14 protein-coding genes are annotated in these 15615 nt (G+C 63.6%); 9 read left to right on the top strand and 5 right to left on the bottom strand.

Features of this window, described 5'->3' with window-relative positions; all coding sequences use genetic code 11:
• Positions 1 to 7 precede the first annotated feature (7 nt).
• The 3 genes from LHU53_RS13075 to crcB form a co-directional block, all read right to left on the bottom strand.
• Positions 8 to 2476: a YgiQ family radical SAM protein gene (locus LHU53_RS13075; protein ID WP_227333096.1), complete on the bottom strand. Its 2469-nt coding sequence runs from the start codon at positions 2474 to 2476 to the stop codon at positions 8 to 10.
• Between the two features lie 122 nt (positions 2477 to 2598).
• A complete protein-coding gene (locus LHU53_RS13070; protein WP_227333095.1) occupies positions 2599 to 2922 on the bottom strand; it encodes a DUF190 domain-containing protein in 324 nt (107 codons plus the stop codon).
• 30 nt (positions 2923 to 2952) lie between these two features.
• Entirely contained in the window at positions 2953 to 3330 is a 378-nt protein-coding gene (crcB, locus tag LHU53_RS13065) for a fluoride efflux transporter CrcB (RefSeq protein ID WP_227333114.1), read from the bottom strand.
• A gap of 198 nt (positions 3331 to 3528) precedes the next feature.
• Between crcB and LHU53_RS13060 the strand changes: the two genes are divergently transcribed.
• Positions 3529 to 5136, top strand: a complete 1608-nt coding sequence (locus tag LHU53_RS13060) for a methyl-accepting chemotaxis protein (protein ID WP_227333094.1) — start codon at positions 3529 to 3531, stop codon at positions 5134 to 5136.
• Positions 5137 to 5167: 31 nt separating this feature from the next.
• Here LHU53_RS13060 and LHU53_RS13055 read toward each other — a convergent pair whose 3' ends face one another.
• On the bottom strand, positions 5168 to 6265 hold the full coding sequence (locus LHU53_RS13055; protein WP_227333093.1) for an oxidoreductase: 1098 nt from the start codon (positions 6263 to 6265) through the stop codon (positions 5168 to 5170).
• Positions 6266 to 6367: 102 nt separating this feature from the next.
• On the opposite strand from LHU53_RS13055, the gene LHU53_RS13050 reads away from it, so the two are divergent.
• Positions 6368 to 7279 (top strand): acyltransferase, encoded by a 912-nt coding sequence (locus LHU53_RS13050; protein WP_227333092.1) that lies wholly within the window; start codon positions 6368 to 6370, stop codon positions 7277 to 7279.
• A gap of 70 nt (positions 7280 to 7349) precedes the next feature.
• Complete coding sequence (locus LHU53_RS13045) at positions 7350 to 7649, top strand: hypothetical protein (protein WP_227333091.1); 300 nt, start codon at positions 7350 to 7352, stop codon at positions 7647 to 7649.
• Positions 7650 to 7664: 15 nt separating this feature from the next.
• On the opposite strand, the gene LHU53_RS13040 is transcribed toward LHU53_RS13045, so the two are convergent.
• Positions 7665 to 8243, bottom strand: a complete 579-nt coding sequence (locus tag LHU53_RS13040; protein WP_227333090.1) for an MOSC domain-containing protein — start codon at positions 8241 to 8243, stop codon at positions 7665 to 7667.
• Positions 8244 to 8345: 102 nt separating this feature from the next.
• On the opposite strand from LHU53_RS13040, the gene LHU53_RS13035 reads away from it, so the two are divergent.
• From LHU53_RS13035 to LHU53_RS13010, 6 genes are read left to right on the top strand one after another with little or no spacing between them, the layout of a single operon-like run.
• Positions 8346 to 9287 carry a triacylglycerol lipase gene (locus LHU53_RS13035; protein WP_227333089.1) on the top strand — a complete coding sequence of 314 codons (942 nt, stop codon included), beginning with the start codon at positions 8346 to 8348 and terminating at the stop codon, positions 9285 to 9287.
• A 5-nt stretch (positions 9288 to 9292) separates the two neighbouring features.
• Complete coding sequence (locus tag LHU53_RS13030) at positions 9293 to 9967, top strand: chromate transporter (RefSeq protein WP_370632296.1); 675 nt, start codon at positions 9293 to 9295, stop codon at positions 9965 to 9967.
• Complete coding sequence (locus LHU53_RS13025; protein WP_227333088.1) at positions 9967 to 10563, top strand: chromate transporter; 597 nt, start codon at positions 9967 to 9969, stop codon at positions 10561 to 10563. The genes LHU53_RS13030 and LHU53_RS13025 overlap by 1 nt, the downstream gene beginning before the upstream one ends.
• A gap of 33 nt (positions 10564 to 10596) precedes the next feature.
• Complete coding sequence (locus LHU53_RS13020) at positions 10597 to 11382, top strand: substrate-binding domain-containing protein (RefSeq protein WP_227333087.1); 786 nt, start codon at positions 10597 to 10599, stop codon at positions 11380 to 11382.
• Positions 11383 to 11438: 56 nt separating this feature from the next.
• Positions 11439 to 15032: a PAS domain S-box protein gene (locus LHU53_RS13015; protein ID WP_227333086.1), complete on the top strand. Its 3594-nt coding sequence runs from the start codon at positions 11439 to 11441 to the stop codon at positions 15030 to 15032.
• Between the two features lie 48 nt (positions 15033 to 15080).
• Positions 15081 to 15548, top strand: a complete 468-nt coding sequence (locus tag LHU53_RS13010; protein ID WP_227333085.1) for a CreA family protein — start codon at positions 15081 to 15083, stop codon at positions 15546 to 15548.
• Positions 15549 to 15615: the final 67 nt, after the last annotated feature.

Below are 15615 nucleotides of genomic sequence, written 5' to 3'. Positions count from 1 at the left end.
TGGCGGGTCAGCGCGTGCGGCTACCGGGTTTGGCGCCTTTGCGCCCGCTACCGGTGTCGCGCGGGGGCAGGCCGGTGTGCTGGGTCAGCAGACGCCCTTTGACCGGCTGGGGCGATGCCGTCGTTGGCTGGGTCGCGCGTGGCGCGGTTTTGGCACCGGGCAGGGTGGCATTTTTCTTGCGCGCACTCTGGTAGCCATCGTCCGCCATCGGTTGCCAGGTGGGAATCAGATGGTGCTTGCCGTTGCCAATCAGGTCGGCGCGGCCCATCGCCTTCAAGGCCTCACGCAACAGCGGCCAGTTGTTGGCATCGTGGTAACGCAAGAAGGCCTTGTGCAGGCGGCGGCGCTTTTCACCGCGCACCACGTCCACCGTGTCGTTGTCGTCTTGGACCTCGCGGCGCACGCCGCGCAGCGGGTTGCGACCGGTGTGGTACATGGCGGTGGCCGTGGCCATCGGGCTGGGGTAGAAGGTTTGCACCTGGTCGGCGCGAAAACCGTTCTTTTTGAGCCAGATCGCCAGGTTCATCATGTCTTCGTCGGTGGTGCCCGGGTGGGCGGCGATGAAGTACGGAATCAGGAACTGCTTTTTACCCGCCTCGGCGGTGAACTTTTCAAACAGCGCCTTGAACTTGTCATACGAGCCCATGCCGGGCTTCATCATCTTGGACAGCGGGCCTTGCTCGGTGTGTTCCGGCGCAATCTTCAGGTAGCCGCCCACGTGGTGCTGCACCAGCTCCTTGACGTATTCCGGGCTTTGCACGGCCAGGTCGTAACGCACGCCGGAGCCGATCAGGATCTTCTTGATGCCTTTGAGCGCCCTGCCCCGGCGGTAAATGTTGATCAGCGGGTCATGGTTGGTGCCCAGGTTCTGGCAGATACCGGGGAAAACACAGCTGGGTTTGCGGCAGGCGGCTTCGATCTCGGGGCTTTTGCAACCCAGCCGGTACATGTTGGCGGTGGGCCCGCCCAGGTCGGAAATGGTGCCGGTGAAACCTTTGACCTTGTCGCGCACATCCTCCATCTCCTTGATGATGGAGTCCTCACTGCGGCTCTGGATGATGCGGCCCTCGTGCTCGGTGATCGAGCAAAAGGTGCAGCCGCCAAAACAGCCGCGCATGATGTTGATGCTGAAACGGATCATCTCCCAGGCCGGGATCTTGGTGGCACCGTCATGCCTGCCAAATTCATCCGCGTAACTCGGATGCGGCGCGCGGGCATACGGCAGGTCAAACACAAAGTCCATCTCGGCCGTGGTGAGCGGAATCGGCGGCGGGTTGATCCACACATCACGCGCCGTCACACCTTCGCCGTGCGCCTGCACCAAAGCGCGGGCGTTGCCGGGGTTGGTTTCCAGGTGCAGCACGCGGCTGGCGTGGGCGTACAACACCGGGTCTGCCTTGACCTGCTCATAGCTGGGCAGGCGGATCACACTGCGCTCACGCGGTGGCAGTTTCATCTTGCCAGCGCCGGTGGACAGCGCGGGGTTGGCGTAAAAGGTCAGCGGCTGCGTAGTCGTCATCCCGGACTCGATCCGGGATCCGGAAAGTCCTGCAGTCATGGATTGCGGGTCGGAGCCCGCAATGACAACTTCTGGCGCCACGGGTGGCCGCGGCATGTTGCCCGTGGCGTCGTTCTGATCGTCCTTGCTGCAGGTCGTGCCCTGCCCGGCAGCCTGCTCGGACGTGGTCTGGTACGGGTTGATGTGCGACTCGATGCGGCCCGGCTCGTCCACGCTGGTGGAATTGATCTCAAACCAGTCTTTGCCCGAGGGGTCATCGCTGCGGCGCACAAAGGCGGTGCCGCGCACATTGGTGATGGCTTCGATGGGCTCGCGTGCGGCCAGCCGGTGCGCCACTTCCACCAGCGCACGTTCGGCGTTGCCGTACAGCAGCAGGTCACATTTGGCGTCCACCACAATGCTGCGCCGGACTTTGTCGCTCCAATAATCGTAGTGTGCGATGCGCCGCAGGCTGCCTTCGATGCCGCCCAAAATGATGGGCACGTCCTTGAACGCTTCGCGGCAGCGCTGGCTGTAGACAATGGCCGCGCGGTCGGGCCGCTTGCCGCCCACATCACCCGGCGTGTAAGCGTCGTCGGTGCGGATTTTGCGGTCTGCGGTGTAGCGGTTGATCATGGAATCCATGTTGCCCGCGGTAACGCCCCAGAACAGGTTGGGCTTGCCTAAAGCCCGAAACGGTTCGGCACTTTGCCAATCGGGTTGGGCAATGATGCCCACGCGAAAACCCTGGGCTTCGAGCATGCGGCCAATCACCGCCATGCCAAAACTCGGGTGATCCACATACGCGTCGCCCGTCACCAGCACGATGTCGCAGCTGTCCCAGCCCAGCTTGTCCATCTCGGCGCGGCTCATCGGCAAATGGGGTGCCGTGCCAAAACGCGCCGCCCAGAACTTGCGGTAACTGGTCAGCGGTTTGGCCGCACGCGGAAAAAAGGAGACGTCGACAAGGGCGTTCATGCACACTTCAGGGGATGGGGAAGCCCGCGAGTGTAAGGTTTTGGGCTTGTCAACATGGTCATCAGGGGCAGCCGCTGCCTCCGGGGCGAACCGTCATCGCGCCGCCACCAGACGCGGGCTACTCAGCCCGGCGCGGTGCCCACCACGCCATATTCCACCGGCACCTTGGTGTAAAACAGACGGATATTCTCCGTGGCCAGCACGGCAAACAACGCGTTCAACTGGGTTTCAGGCAAGACAAAAGTGATCTCGACAGGCTGGTCGGCCAGTTCAAAAAAGTGCGCGGCGTGCAGCCGCCGGTCATGGCCCAGCCCCTCGGCGGCGGCGATCACGGTGCCACCGGCAATCCCCAGGTCACGGGCAGTCTTGAGCAACCACTCTGCCAGGGGCAGGCCATGGTTGCGGCGGTCTTGCTGGGTGAAAAAGGTGACTTGAAAACCGTTCATGAGAACCTCCCGGATCGACTTGGCGCGCGGTCAGGCCAGCGCCGCCACAGTGGCCATGCCCAGAAACGTCATGGCCAGAGAACCCAGCACGTGGGCAGCGATGGTGGCAAACGCCCACATCAGGTTGCCCTGCTGGATTTGGGTCACCACCTCGGCCGAAAAGGTCGAAAACGTGGTCAATCCGCCCAAAAACCCGGTGATGACCATCAGGCGCCACTGCGGCGACAGTTCCACATGCAGGGCAAAGTAAGCCACGGCCACACCCACCAGGTAACCGCCCACCAGGTTGGCGACCAGTGTGCCGGGCGGCAGCGACGGAAACAGGTTGTTGAGCCGGGTGCTGAGCAGCCATCGCAACACCGCACCCAAGGCGGCACCCAGACTGATGGGAAGGATCGAAGTCATCAACAAGGTCACCCCAGAAAGCTGCATGGACCGCCAAATCTTACTCTGGCAAGCAACACACGCCCCGTTGATGCAAGGCAAGGCCTGGACCGACCTTGCCCGGAACTGACGGCCGGATGAGTTGCTGTACAGTCGGGCCCGGCAGAGACAAAAGCGGTCGCAAAGCGGCCGCTTCCATCGAACACAACACGAATTTTTTCCATGTCTACTTCAAACAAGTTTGGTTCCCTTCGGTTGTCGCACCGCATGATGCTGGCCTTCGGGCTGATCCTGCTGATCCTGCTGTTCCTGACAGGGATTGCCATGCAACGCGTTCAGACGATGAGCAATGCCCTGGACGCCGTAGCGGGCACGGGCGCGCAGCGTAGCCAGGCGGTCCGGGGGATCGAGCGCAGCGTCAACGCCTACGGCACCACCTTGCGCACGATGGCCAACTCCATGGAAAACGCCAACGCCAAAGGGCTGGAACTGGTGACCGGCATCCACAAAAATTTCACCGAAAGCGCGACCAAGGCCCGCGCCATGATCTCCGACCCGGCCGGCCTGGCCCTGCTCGACGACGTTGAGAAGCGCAGTGCGGATGTTCATGAACTGGTGAAACAAGCCACCGCTGAAGGGGGAGACCGCGGTCTGGATTCAGTCGGCTTCAATATCCGCCTGACCTTCACCTCAGACCTCGCCAAATGGACCGGTCTGCTGGAAGCCTGGAAGGCCAGCTCTGAAAAATTGACCGCCTGGGACGAAGAGCAAAGCCGCTTGACAGCGCAGAGTTCGGCGGGGCTGGGAGACTCCACCCGACTGATCCTGCTGACCGGTGCGGTGATTGCTCTAGTGCTTGCCGCCAGCCTGGGCTGGTGGATCACCCACAACGTCACCCAGGGTGTTGAACAGGCGGTGCAGGCCGCCCGGCGCATGGCCGATCACGATTTGTCCGAGCCTGTGGTGACACAGCGCGGCGACGAGATCGGACAACTGCTGATGGCGCTGGAAGAACTGCGCTTCAAGCAGGGTGCACTTGCCTTTGACGTGGTGGAGAGTTCACGCGCCATCCTGCAAGGCGCCAATGAAATCTCCCAGGGCAGCACCCAACTGGGTTCACGCACCGAGGACGCTGCCAGCACCTTGCAACGTGCCGCCATTGCCATGCAGACTTTGGTGGCCTCCGTCGAACAAACCACCGAGGCCGCCCGCAACGCCAACCGACTGGCCGACTCGGCGCGCGACGACGCGGCGCAAGGTGAACAGGTGGTCTCGGGTGCGGTGGCCATCATGGCCAGTGTCAACGCGGCCTCGCGCCAGATTGCCGACATCATCGGTCTGATCGACGGTGTGTCGTTCCAGACCAATATCCTGGCGCTCAACGCCGCGGTCGAAGCGGCGCGCGCCGGTGAACAAGGCCGGGGTTTTGCGGTGGTGGCGACCGAGGTGCGTCAGCTCGCCAGCCGCAGTGCCGTGGCGGCCAAAGACATCCGGGGCCTGATCCAGGACTCGCAGGCCAAGGTGGAACAAGGTTCGCAACAGGTGGTGATTGCCGGTGATTCGACCCACAAGATCAGCGAATCCATCGGCCAGGTGTCGCAAATGATGGGGGTCATCCACCACGACACCACCACCCAGCTGCAAGCCATCACCGAAACCCGTGAGGCCATGCAGGGTCTGGAAGATGTGGCCCAGCAAAACGCTGCCATGGCCGAAGAAGCCAGTGCGGCGGCGTTTTCACTGACTGAGCAGGCCACCCGTCTGCTGGCGCTGGTTGAAAAATTCAAGCTGGAATCGACCAACGTCCCCAGAATCACCAACGAAGCGTGAACCCAAGGCGCCAACCTGGCGCCGTTATGGTTCAACCAAGCCGGGCCTCTTGACGCTGCAGGGCGCTCTGCTCACCCAGCGTCAGCACCTGCATCACCGCACGCACCTGTTCCGGCGTCACCATCAGCTCAGCCTGCCCGGCCAAATGGTCACGCAGGTTGGCGTAATAGGCCAGGTAGTTGCCGGGTGGGTTGGGCGCTTCGCGGCGCACCGACACGGGTGACGACACACCACTGAGTGTTGCCATGTGCAGCAGCTGACCCGGCTGCGGGTCAACGCCCCAGTCATCCTGGGCGTCGAGCTGCGGGCGGCGGCCGGTTTTCAGCGTGTCCTCCTGCGTGTCCAGGCCATATTTGGTGAAGCTGCCGGTGGTGCCATGCACCGCCCAGCGCGGCCCCAGCTCGGCCACCAGGGTGCTGGCGTGCAGGATCACCCGCAGCCCGGCATGGGTGGTGTCGTAACGCAACACGGCATGGAACCAGTCGTTCACCTCGGAGCCATCACGCAGGCAGGCCAGGTCCAGTTGAATCGCATCGGGCTTGCCCCACAACACCAGCGCCTGGTCCACCAGGTGTGAGCCCAGGTCAAACCACAGGCCCGAGCCGGGCAAATCTTCTTCGCGCCAGCGGCTGGGTACCACCGGGCGGTAACGGTCAAAGTGCGATGCCATCTGCACCACACGGCCAAGTTCACCACCGGCCAGCACCTGCTGCAGCGCCAGAAAGTCGCTGTCCAGCCGCCGGTTCTGAAACACCGTCATCACCCGGCCCCGCTGCGCCGCCACTTCCAGCAGATGGTCGGCATCGGCCAGCGTCACGGTGCAGGGCTTGTCCACCACCACATGTTTGCCCGCCTGCAAAGCCGCCAGCGCCAGCGGGTAATGGCTGTCGTTGGGCGTGGCGATCACCACGAGGTCGATGCTGGCATCGGCAAACACCTCGGACGGCGAGGCCACAACCCGCACCGCAGGCCAATCGGCATGAACCGCATCGGCCCGGCTGGAACAAATACAAGCCAGTTGCAGGCCAGGCACGCCGGCGATCAGCGGCGCATGAAAAATCTTGGCCGCAGAACCGTAACCAATCAGCGCCACCTGGACGGGAGAAGAACGTGGTAACAACTCAGGCATCATCTTTGGACTCTCTCCCCAAAAAAACGGTCTAACAACACACTGATCATCCCCGAAAATGGCGCACCGGCGCAGCCCCTGCGCCTCAAAATTTCAGCCATCATGCTTCACTTTTTGCCTGCACCGCTGATCGGAATACTGGCCAGCCTGCTCATGCTGCTCAACATTTTGCTGTGGGTGCCCATCTTGCTGGTGGTGTCGATCATCAAACTGCTGCTGCCTTTCAAGGCGGTGCGCCTGATCATTGACCCGCTGCTGCTGCGCATTGCCGAGGCCTGGATTGCCGGCAACAGCTTCTGGATGCGCCTGACGCAAAAGCTCGACTGGGATGTGAGCGGTGTGCAGGCCTTGAGCCCGCGCCAGTGGTACCTGGTGGTGTGCAACCACCAGAGCTGGGTGGACATTCTGGTGCTGCAACATGTGCTGAACCGGCGCATTCCGCTGCTGAAATTTTTCCTGAAAAAAGAACTGATCTGGGTGCCGATCATGGGCCTGGCCTGGTGGGCGCTGGAGTTCCCGTTCATGCGCCGCCACAGCGAGGCTTACCTGCAGCAGCACCCCGAAGAGCGCGGCAAAGACGCCGCCACCACCCGCAAAGCCTGCGAAAAATACGCCCTGGTGCCCACCAGTGTGATGAACTTTCTGGAGGGCACACGCTGCACCCCGGCCAAACAACAGCGCCAGCAGTCACCCTACCGGCATCTGCTCAAGCCCAAGGCGGGCGGCATCACGCTGGCGCTGCAGGCGATGGGAGAGAAGTTTGGCGCGGTGCTGGACGTGACCATCGTCTACCCCGACGGGCGGCCCACCTTCACCCATTTTTTGCTGGGCCAGGTCAAACGGGTGATCGTGCGGGTCAACACGCTGCCCGTGCCATGCGCCGAGCCCACCGCCGGCCAAAACGCCGAGCAGGCGCTGCGAGAGGCCTGCCAAGGGTGGGTGAATCAGCTGTGGGCCGAGAAAGACGCCCTGATCACACAGATGCTTTCTGAAAACAAGAACAAAACGCCATGACCAACATAGCACCCCAAATGACGCGCCAGGCGCCATCCGCTGTTGACAGACTACAGGACAACGTATCCGCATGAACGATTTTGCCGTGTCACCCCATTTTCTGGACTTCGTCCTGGCCTTCACCATGGTCGAATTTGTGGCCCTGGGGCTGCTCAACCAGCGCACGGGTCGGGGCCTGCAGTGGCTGGACCTGGGCTTCGGGCTGGTGCCGGGTTTTTTGCTGATGCTGGCTTACCGGGTGTCGCAACCGCAGTCGTTGAGCGCGCCGGTGCTGCTGTGTCTGGCCGTCGCGGGCGTGGCCCACGCGTGTGACTTTTACCGCCGCCACAGGGCCTGCGCCCGAGGCACCGCCAGCCACCGTCAGGCATGAGACTACCGCCGCGCCTTAGCGCAGGTGCTTGCGCATCTTGGCCTGAAAGCTCTCGGGAATGCGCAAGCCGCGCTGGCCTGGAACGAGTTCAAACGTGTCTCCCGCCTGCAGGTGGCCGGGCTCGTGCACGGCCAGGTAGAAGCCGCAACAGCCCAGTTGTGCCATGGTCTTGGCAGCGCCGCTGAAGCCCATCGCCGCGTTGAACTTGTAACAGGGTTCGCGCGGCTGGGTCACACGCAGCGCACAGTGGGCAAACTGCAGCACATCACCCACCCACACCTGCGACTCCAGCAGCCCCGACAAGGTGAGGTTTTCGCCCAGGCTGCCCCAGGGCAAGGCATCGTCAATGCCGGTCAGCCCCGCCGCCTGGCGTGCCGCTTGCCACTGGGGGTAATGTTCAGACGGGTAGGCGTAAACCGCCTTGGCCAGGCCGCCGTGCACCGACAAGTCAGCCTGCTCGTCGCCGCCCAGGCCAAGGGGCAACACCGGCACCGGGCCAGACACCGGCTGTTTGTGGATGGCTGTGAGCACGCTGCGGCCGTTGATCACAACGCGTCGGGCGCGGGCTATCTGGACACCAAGAAGTTGGGGCATGGTCAGGCTATGTTGGGTGGATGCCAGGTGGGTGCGTCTGCTGGGTACGTCTGCATTTGGCGGACAATCGCGGCCCAGCGTTCTTCGGCCCTTTCACCCACCATGCTTGCACTGTTACTGCGCGGACTTTACCTGTTTCAACTCATCACTGGCGCGTTGCTGGGGACTTATCTGGCCGTGTTGTCGGCCCGCCAAGGTGCCGGTGCCTTGGCGCTGCTGTGGGTGCCCTTGGTCGCCGTGTCGCTGCCGCTGGCGACGCAATTTCTGGTCATTTTGACCTCGATGTGGCTGTCCCGGACACCCGGCCTGGGTCGGCGCTGGTGGGGGCTGCTGTGGCGCGAATTCACCTCGGCCGTGCGCATCTTCATGCTGCGCCAGCCCTGGCCGCGCCAGCCCAACGCCATCCTGCTGCCACCTGGCGACGCCCCCCGGCGCGACCGGGTGCCGGTGGTGCTGGTGCACGGTTATGTGTGCAACCACCGCGTCTGGGACGCCATGACGCAGGCGTTACACCAAGCCGGGCACCCGGTGCTGGCGCTCGACTTGGAGCCGCTGTTTGGTTCGATTGATGACTACGCGCCGCGGATAGAAGACGCGGTCACCCGCTTGCTGGCACACACCGGCGCGAGCCAGGTGGCGCTGGTCGGCCACAGCATGGGGGGGCTGGCCATCCGCGCCTGGCTGCGCCGCGTCCCAGCCGATCAACTCAAGCGCGTCGCTCGCATCATCACCCTGGGCAGCCCGCACCAGGGCACCCGCGTCACCCGCGGCGCGCCCACCCAAAACGGCCAACAAATGCTGTTTCAGAGCGACTGGGTACAAGCGCTGGGCCACAGCGAGGACGCGCCGCGGCGCGCGCTGATGCACATTGCCTTGAACCTGAACGACAACATCTGCATCCCGCAGCGCCAGCAGGTGCTGCCCGGCGTGCCGGTCACCGAGTTTCGGGGCATCGGCCACCTGGAGATGTGCCTGAACCCGCGCGTGATCGACTGGACCCGCCAGCAGCTGGCCAGCCTCTCGCCCACAGGTGACCAGCCATGAGGGGCATGACCAACTATTCCGACATGCAGGACGGTGATTTGGCCAGCCTGGGCCGCTCCCGCCCGCTGTCGCTGGGGCAGCTGTTCTGGGTTTTCACCTGGCTGGCGCTGCAGGGGTTTGGCGGCGTGCTGGCGGTGGTGCAGCGCGAACTGGTGGACAAGCGGCGCTGGTTGTCACGCGAGGAATTTGTGGAGGAATGGGCGGTAGCGCAGGTGTTGCCCGGTGCCAATGTGGTCAATTTGTCGCTGATGTTGGGCGACCGCTACTTTGGCTGGCGCGGCGGCCTGACCGCGCTGGCCGGGCTGCTGACCTTTCCGGTGCTGATTGTGCTGGCGCTGGCGGTGTTGTTGGCCGGTGTCTCGGACCAACCCCAGGTGCAGGGCGCCCTGCGCGGCATGAGCGCGGTGGCGGCCGGCATGATTGTGGCGGTGGGCTTGAAATTGCTGCCGTCCTTGAAAACCAATGTGCTGCCAGCCGCCGCGCAATGGGCGTTGATCGCGCTGACTTTCATCGCGATTGCCTGGCTGCGCATCCCGCTGATCTGGGTGCTGGCGGGCCTGGGCGGCCTGGCGGGCGTGTGGGCCTACCGCTTGCTCGGGCAGCCTCCCCGACGTGGTCGCCAAGGTGGTGACGGCGACACCGGTCCGGGGCCAGCGCAGCCAGCGGGACCAGGTGCATGATGACCATCACCCTGACGGCGGCTGACTGGGCCGCGCTGCTGCTGCATTTTTTGTCGCTGTCGCTGCTGGCGATTGGCGGCGCCATCAGCACCCTGCCTGACATGCACCGCATCTTGGTGGATGAGAACCATTGGTTGCTTGACAGCCAGTTCAGCGCCTCGGTGGCGCTGGCCCAGGCAGCGCCCGGGCCCAATGTGCTGTTTGTGGCGCTGCTGGGCTGGAACGTGGGGCTCAACGCCAGCGGGGCCACCGCGGGCAGTGCCCTGGCCTGGGTCTATGGGCTGGCGGGGATGGGCGTGGCCATGCTGGGTGTGCTGATGCCCAGCACCACGCTGACGCTGGTGGCCTCGCGCTGGGCGCATCACAACCGCGAATTGCGATCGGTGCGGGCCTTCAAGCAAGGCATGGCACCGGTGGTGATGGCGCTGCTGGTCGCCACCGGCTGGATCTTGGCTCTCAACCTGGGCAAGACGCTGGACCACTGGCCGCTGTGGCTGCTGTCGATTGCCAGCGCGGTGGTGGTGTGGCGCACCCGGTTGCATCTGCTGTGGCTGCTGGGCGCGGGTGCCGTTCTGGGCTGGTTTGGCCTAGTCTAAGATCTGACGGTACACCGTTGAGGGAATGGCTTCATGTTTAAAAATTTCTTTCTGAAGATCGGCCTGGTGTTGTGCCTGGCCACCCCCGTGGCGCAGGCACAGACCCCTGATCCCGAGATGCTGCTGTATTGCGGCATCACCATGGTCAAACCCATGACCGAAATTGCCCAACTGTTTGAAAAACGCGCCAAAGTCCGGGTCAAGATCGCCCAAGGCGGCTCCGAAGACCTGTACCAATCAGCCAAAAAAAGTGGCCTGGGCGACTGGTACCTGCCGGGCGAACCCTCTTACCGCGACAAACACCAAAGCGAAGGCATTCTGGGCGAGTTCGTGACCGTGGGTTACAACCAGATGGCGATGGTGGTGCCCAAGGGCAACCCCAAAAAGGTCAAGCCCGACCCGCATGAGCTGTTGCGCAAAGACCTGCGGGTGATTTTGGGCGACGCCACCTCAGGCAGCGTGGGCCAGGCGTCCAAGCATGTGCTGGACACCCTGGGCATCTACCCCAAGGTGGTCAAGGCCAGCGCATTTTTGTCACCCGACTCGCGCAGTTTGATGAACGCCATGCGCAAAGACGAGGCGGACCTGACCATGAACTGGCGTGCCACCGGCTTCTTTCCTGAAAACTCAGCCAAATTCGATGTGATTGACCTGGACACCCGCATCGCCAAACCGCAGGCGCTGCTGCTGATTTTGCTCAAAAGCACCAGCAACGCCACGCAAGCCAAGGCGTTCATGACCCTGACCGCTGCCGAGGAAGGCCAGGCCATCTTTCGCAAATACGGCTTTTTGGACAACAAGACGTCACCCGGCAAATGATGCCACTGGCGTTACCAGACCTTTTTTCGCTGCGCCCTGACTAACGCCCTCGTCCCTTGAAACCGAGCCCACTTCCGGCGGCTGACGCCAGCCAATCTGCCTCCGTGCTCAACACCAGCATGCGCGTGCTGGTGGGGGTGAGTGTGTTGTGTCTGGTGCTGGTGTTCGGCTTGCGCGGGTATTTTGACCACCAGGAGCAGCAGATCCGCCTGCGGGGTGACAACGAACGCGCCCGGCTGTTTGTGGGCGAAGAGATTGTGCGCAGCATCCGCGAGGTTGAGAAAGATGTTTACCGCCTGTCCGTTACCCAAAACGAGGCCGGGTTTGCCCGCATCCACAGCGCCATCCACCAGCATCTGGACAAGCTGCAACACGATCTGAATGTGCTGGAACGCGGCGGCACCTCGCAGCGCTTGATGCAGCTCAACATCGACGGCCAGGACGAGGTCACCCGCCAGGCCACCTACCGCCCTGACCTGAGTGAACAGTCCCTGGTCATGGAGCTGATCGAAATTGGCCCACAGGTCAACCAGATCAGACAACGCACCAACGACCTGCAGCAGTTGCTCAGAAAACGCTGGCAAGCGCTGGAGTCAGGTCAGGCCAGCGCGTTTTTGCGAACCGAAGAAGAAGTCATCCTGGCCCTCAAGCTGATCCCGCCTCAGTTTGAGCGCATCAACGAGAACGCCAACCGTCTGTTTCTGGAGGGCGACCAACGCCTGCGTGCGCTGGAGGCTGACCTGAACCGGCAAAGCGCGCACCTGCGCCAGCTTGAGACGGTGCTGATCTCGCTGGTGGTGGTGCTGGGCGGCACCCTGGTGCTGCTGTTCCTGCGCCGACTCGCCGCAGCGCTGCAAGAGACCCAACGCGCCCGTGACGAAACCGAGTCCCAGCGCGAGCAAACCGCGACCATCCTGGATACCCTGGCCGACGGGGTCTACACCACCGATCTGGACGGCACCCTCACGTATGTCAACGCCGCAGCCGAGCGCATGCTGGGCTGGCGGGCCAGCGACCTGGTGGGGCGCAATGTCCACGAAGCGCTGCACCACACCCGTCTGGATGGCACACCTTTCCCGGTGGAAGAGTGTCCGCTCAACAGCGCGCTGCGCGCCGGTGCCACCAGCCTGGGTGAGGACCATTTTGTCCACCACGACGGCCATCACATTCCGGTGTCGTTTTGCGCCAGGCCGCTGCGGCTGCAGGGCGAGCTGGCGGGCTCGCTGCTGTCGTTTCACGACATCACCGAGCGGTTGGCAGCGCAGGCACAGATCCGACTGCAGCAGGCCGCGCTGGACGCTGCGGCCAACGTCATTGTCATCACCAACCGTGCCGGGCTGATTGAATACGTCAACCCGGCCTTCACCCGCACCACCGGCTACAGCGCCGCTGAAGCCCTGGGGCAGGCCACACAGATGCTCAAGTCGGGTGACCAGGACGCCGACTTTTACCGCCACATGTGGCAGACTTTGCTGTCGGGCCAGCCCTGGGAAGGTGAGTTGCGCAACCGCCGCAAAAACGGCGAGGTCTATCCAGAGCAAATGACGGTGACGCCCATCACCAACAACGGCGAGATCACCCACTTTGTCGCCATCAAGCGCGACATCTCGGAAGAAATCCGCACCCGCACACGGTTGAAACTGATCGAGTCGGCCATCGCCGAAACCAGCCAGGGCATCTACATCCTGGACGCTGCACCACACCCTGATGGCCCGTTGATCCAATACGTGAATGGCGGGTTCAGCCAACTCACCGGGTTCAGCAGCGACGAGTGTGTCGGCGCGCGCGTCGACATCCTGCGCGGCCCCCAAACTGATCCGACCCAGGCCGGGCAGATGTTGGCCGCCATGGACCAGGGCAACAGCATCACCCTGGAGATCACCTACCACCGCAAAGGCGGCGCCCCCTTCGTGGCCGAACTGCATTTGTCACCCGTGCACGGCGACCGCGGCCAGGTGACCCACTATGTCGGGCTGCTCAATGACATCGGGCTGCGCAAACAGGCCGAGGCAGCTTTGCTGGAGGCGCGCGACCAGGCGCTGGAAAACTCCCGCCTGAAAAGCGAATTTTTGTCCACCATGAGCCACGAGATCCGCACCCCCATGAACGGCATCATCGGCATGACCGACCTGCTGCTCGACACCGCGCTGGACGAGGAGCAGCGCGAGTTCACCGGCATCGTGCGCGACTCGGCCCAGGACCTGCTGGTCATCATCAACGACATTCTGGATTTCTCCAAAATCGAGGCCGGCAAGCTGGAGATCGAGGTCACCGAGTTTTCACTGGCGCAGGTGCTGGGCGGCACACTGGAGCTGCTGGGCGAGCGCGCCCGCGAGAAATCACTGACGCTGCGCAGCACACTGGACCCCACCCTGCCCGCGCTGCTGATGGGTGACCCGGTGCGCTTGCGCCAGGTGCTGCTCAACATTCTGGGCAACGGCATCAAATTCACCCACCAGGGCGGCATCACCGTCAACGCCAGGCGTGACACCGATGCCCCTGCACCAACGCTGCGTGTGGAGGTGAGCGACACCGGCATCGGCATTGCGCCGCAGATTCAGGCCCGGCTGTTCCAGTCATTCACCCAGGCGGACAGCTCCACCACCCGCAAATACGGCGGCACCGGGCTGGGCCTGGCCATCAGCAAACGCCTGGTGGAACTGATGGGCGGGCACATTGGTGTGACCAGCCAGCCGGGCCAGGGCTCCACCTTCTGGCTGACGCTGCCGCTGGTGGCTGCCGAGAACCTGGCGCCCTACTGGCCGGGCGAAACACCGCCGCCAGCGCTGCCCTTGCCACCCCTGGCCCCCGAAGCCACCCCGAGCGCCGGCAGCCCGGTCATCTTGCTGGCCGAAGACAACCCGGTCAACCAGCGGCTGGCGCAATTTCAACTCCACAAGCTGGGCTATGCGCTACACATGGTCGACAACGGTCAGATCGCGGTTGACTGGCTGGCCCGGTCACAACGTGGCGAGGCACCCGCGTTTGCCGCTGTGCTGATGGACTGCCAAATGCCGGTGATGGACGGCTTTGAGGCCACCGCCACCATCCGCCGGGCCGAGCGTGCGGGCCAGCGCCGCGTGCCCATCATCGCCATGACAGCCAACGCCATGCAGGGTGACCGCGAGCGGTGTCTGGCCGCGGGTATGGACGATTACCTGAGCAAACCCATCCAGATCGACCAATTGCGCCAACTGCTCAACCAGTGGGCCGGGCCACCCGCCGCTGACACATCCGCAGCACCGCAGAACGCTGAGCCACCCACCTTGGCCCCGCTGCCAGCACCGGGCGAGCCCGCCCGCGTGGCAGCCGATGGCCACGGGGAGCGGCTCAACCTGCAGCTGCTGGAAAGCTATTTTGGCGACGACCCGCAGATGGTCACCCGACTGCTCGACCTGTTTCACCAGAGCACCCAGGCGCTGATGGCCCAACTGGCCGATGCGGTCGCCCAACGCAATGCGCCGGTGGTGGCTGCCCTGGCCCACGAACTTCGGGGCGCCTGTGGCAACATGGGCATGGCGCGCATGACCCACTGGGCCACCCAGCTGCAAGCCCAGGCCAACGCGCTGGACTGGCCTGGCATCGACCAGTCGCACCAACACTTGGTGGCCGACTTTGGCGATGTGGTGACCCTGATCAGCCAACGCTGAACGCACCGACCCACTTCTTTTTACCCCTTCAGAAAGGCCAACGCCCCCATGAAAAAAATCATCGTCTCGCTGCTGTGCTGCTGCGCCGCGCTCGGCGCCAGTGCCGAAACCGTCGGGGATGTCAGCACCACCTTCAAGCTGCTCAGCCCCAACGACAAGGTGGTGGTGGATGTGTTTGACGACCCGCAGGTCAATGGCGTGGCGTGTTACCTGTCGCACGCCAAAACCGGCGGCTACAGCGGCGCGCTGGGCTTGGCCGAAGACACCTCCGATGCGGCCGTGGCGTGCCGCCAGGTCGGGCCAATCAGCTTCCAAGACAAGATCGACAAGCAGGACGAGGTCTTCAACGCCCGCTCATCTTTTTTGTTCAAACACGTGCGCGTGGTGCGCATGGTGGACGTCAAGCGCAACACGCTGGTGTATCTGGTGTACTCCGACAAGCTCATTGACGGCAGCCCCAAAAACAGCGTGACAGCGGTGCCCGTGCCCGCCAACACGCCGATTCCGGTGAAATAACGCCGAGCGTCGCCACCGGCATGGCGCCCTCATGCCTGTCAGGCCTGGCTTGACCCGGCATCTACGC

It is taken from the genome of Rhodoferax sp. U2-2l, from assembly GCF_020594515.1.
Taxonomy (GTDB): Bacteria; Pseudomonadota; Gammaproteobacteria; order Burkholderiales; family Burkholderiaceae_C; genus Rhodoferax.
This window is presented reverse-complemented; position numbering and strand designations above follow the sequence as displayed.

Coding starts and splice junctions, on each gene's coding strand:
- LHU53_RS13055 (WP_227333093.1), bottom strand. CDS start 6,265: ATGCCTGAGTTGTTACCACGTTCTTCTCCCGTCCAGGTGGCGCTGATT.
- LHU53_RS13060 (WP_227333094.1), top strand. CDS start 3,529: ATGTCTACTTCAAACAAGTTTGGTTCCCTTCGGTTGTCGCACCGCATG.
- LHU53_RS13020 (WP_227333087.1), top strand. CDS start 10,597: ATGTTTAAAAATTTCTTTCTGAAGATCGGCCTGGTGTTGTGCCTGGCC.
- LHU53_RS13050 (WP_227333092.1), top strand. CDS start 6,368: ATGCTTCACTTTTTGCCTGCACCGCTGATCGGAATACTGGCCAGCCTG.
- LHU53_RS13040 (WP_227333090.1), bottom strand. CDS start 8,243: ATGCCCCAACTTCTTGGTGTCCAGATAGCCCGCGCCCGACGCGTTGTG.
- LHU53_RS13010 (WP_227333085.1), top strand. CDS start 15,081: ATGAAAAAAATCATCGTCTCGCTGCTGTGCTGCTGCGCCGCGCTCGGC.
- LHU53_RS13030 (WP_370632296.1), top strand. CDS start 9,293: ATGACCAACTATTCCGACATGCAGGACGGTGATTTGGCCAGCCTGGGC.
- LHU53_RS13075 (WP_227333096.1), bottom strand. CDS start 2,476: ATGAACGCCCTTGTCGACGTCTCCTTTTTTCCGCGTGCGGCCAAACCG.
- LHU53_RS13070 (WP_227333095.1), bottom strand. CDS start 2,922: ATGAACGGTTTTCAAGTCACCTTTTTCACCCAGCAAGACCGCCGCAAC.
- LHU53_RS13035 (WP_227333089.1), top strand. CDS start 8,346: ATGCTTGCACTGTTACTGCGCGGACTTTACCTGTTTCAACTCATCACT.
- LHU53_RS13025 (WP_227333088.1), top strand. CDS start 9,967: ATGACCATCACCCTGACGGCGGCTGACTGGGCCGCGCTGCTGCTGCAT.
- LHU53_RS13045 (WP_227333091.1), top strand. CDS start 7,350: ATGAACGATTTTGCCGTGTCACCCCATTTTCTGGACTTCGTCCTGGCC.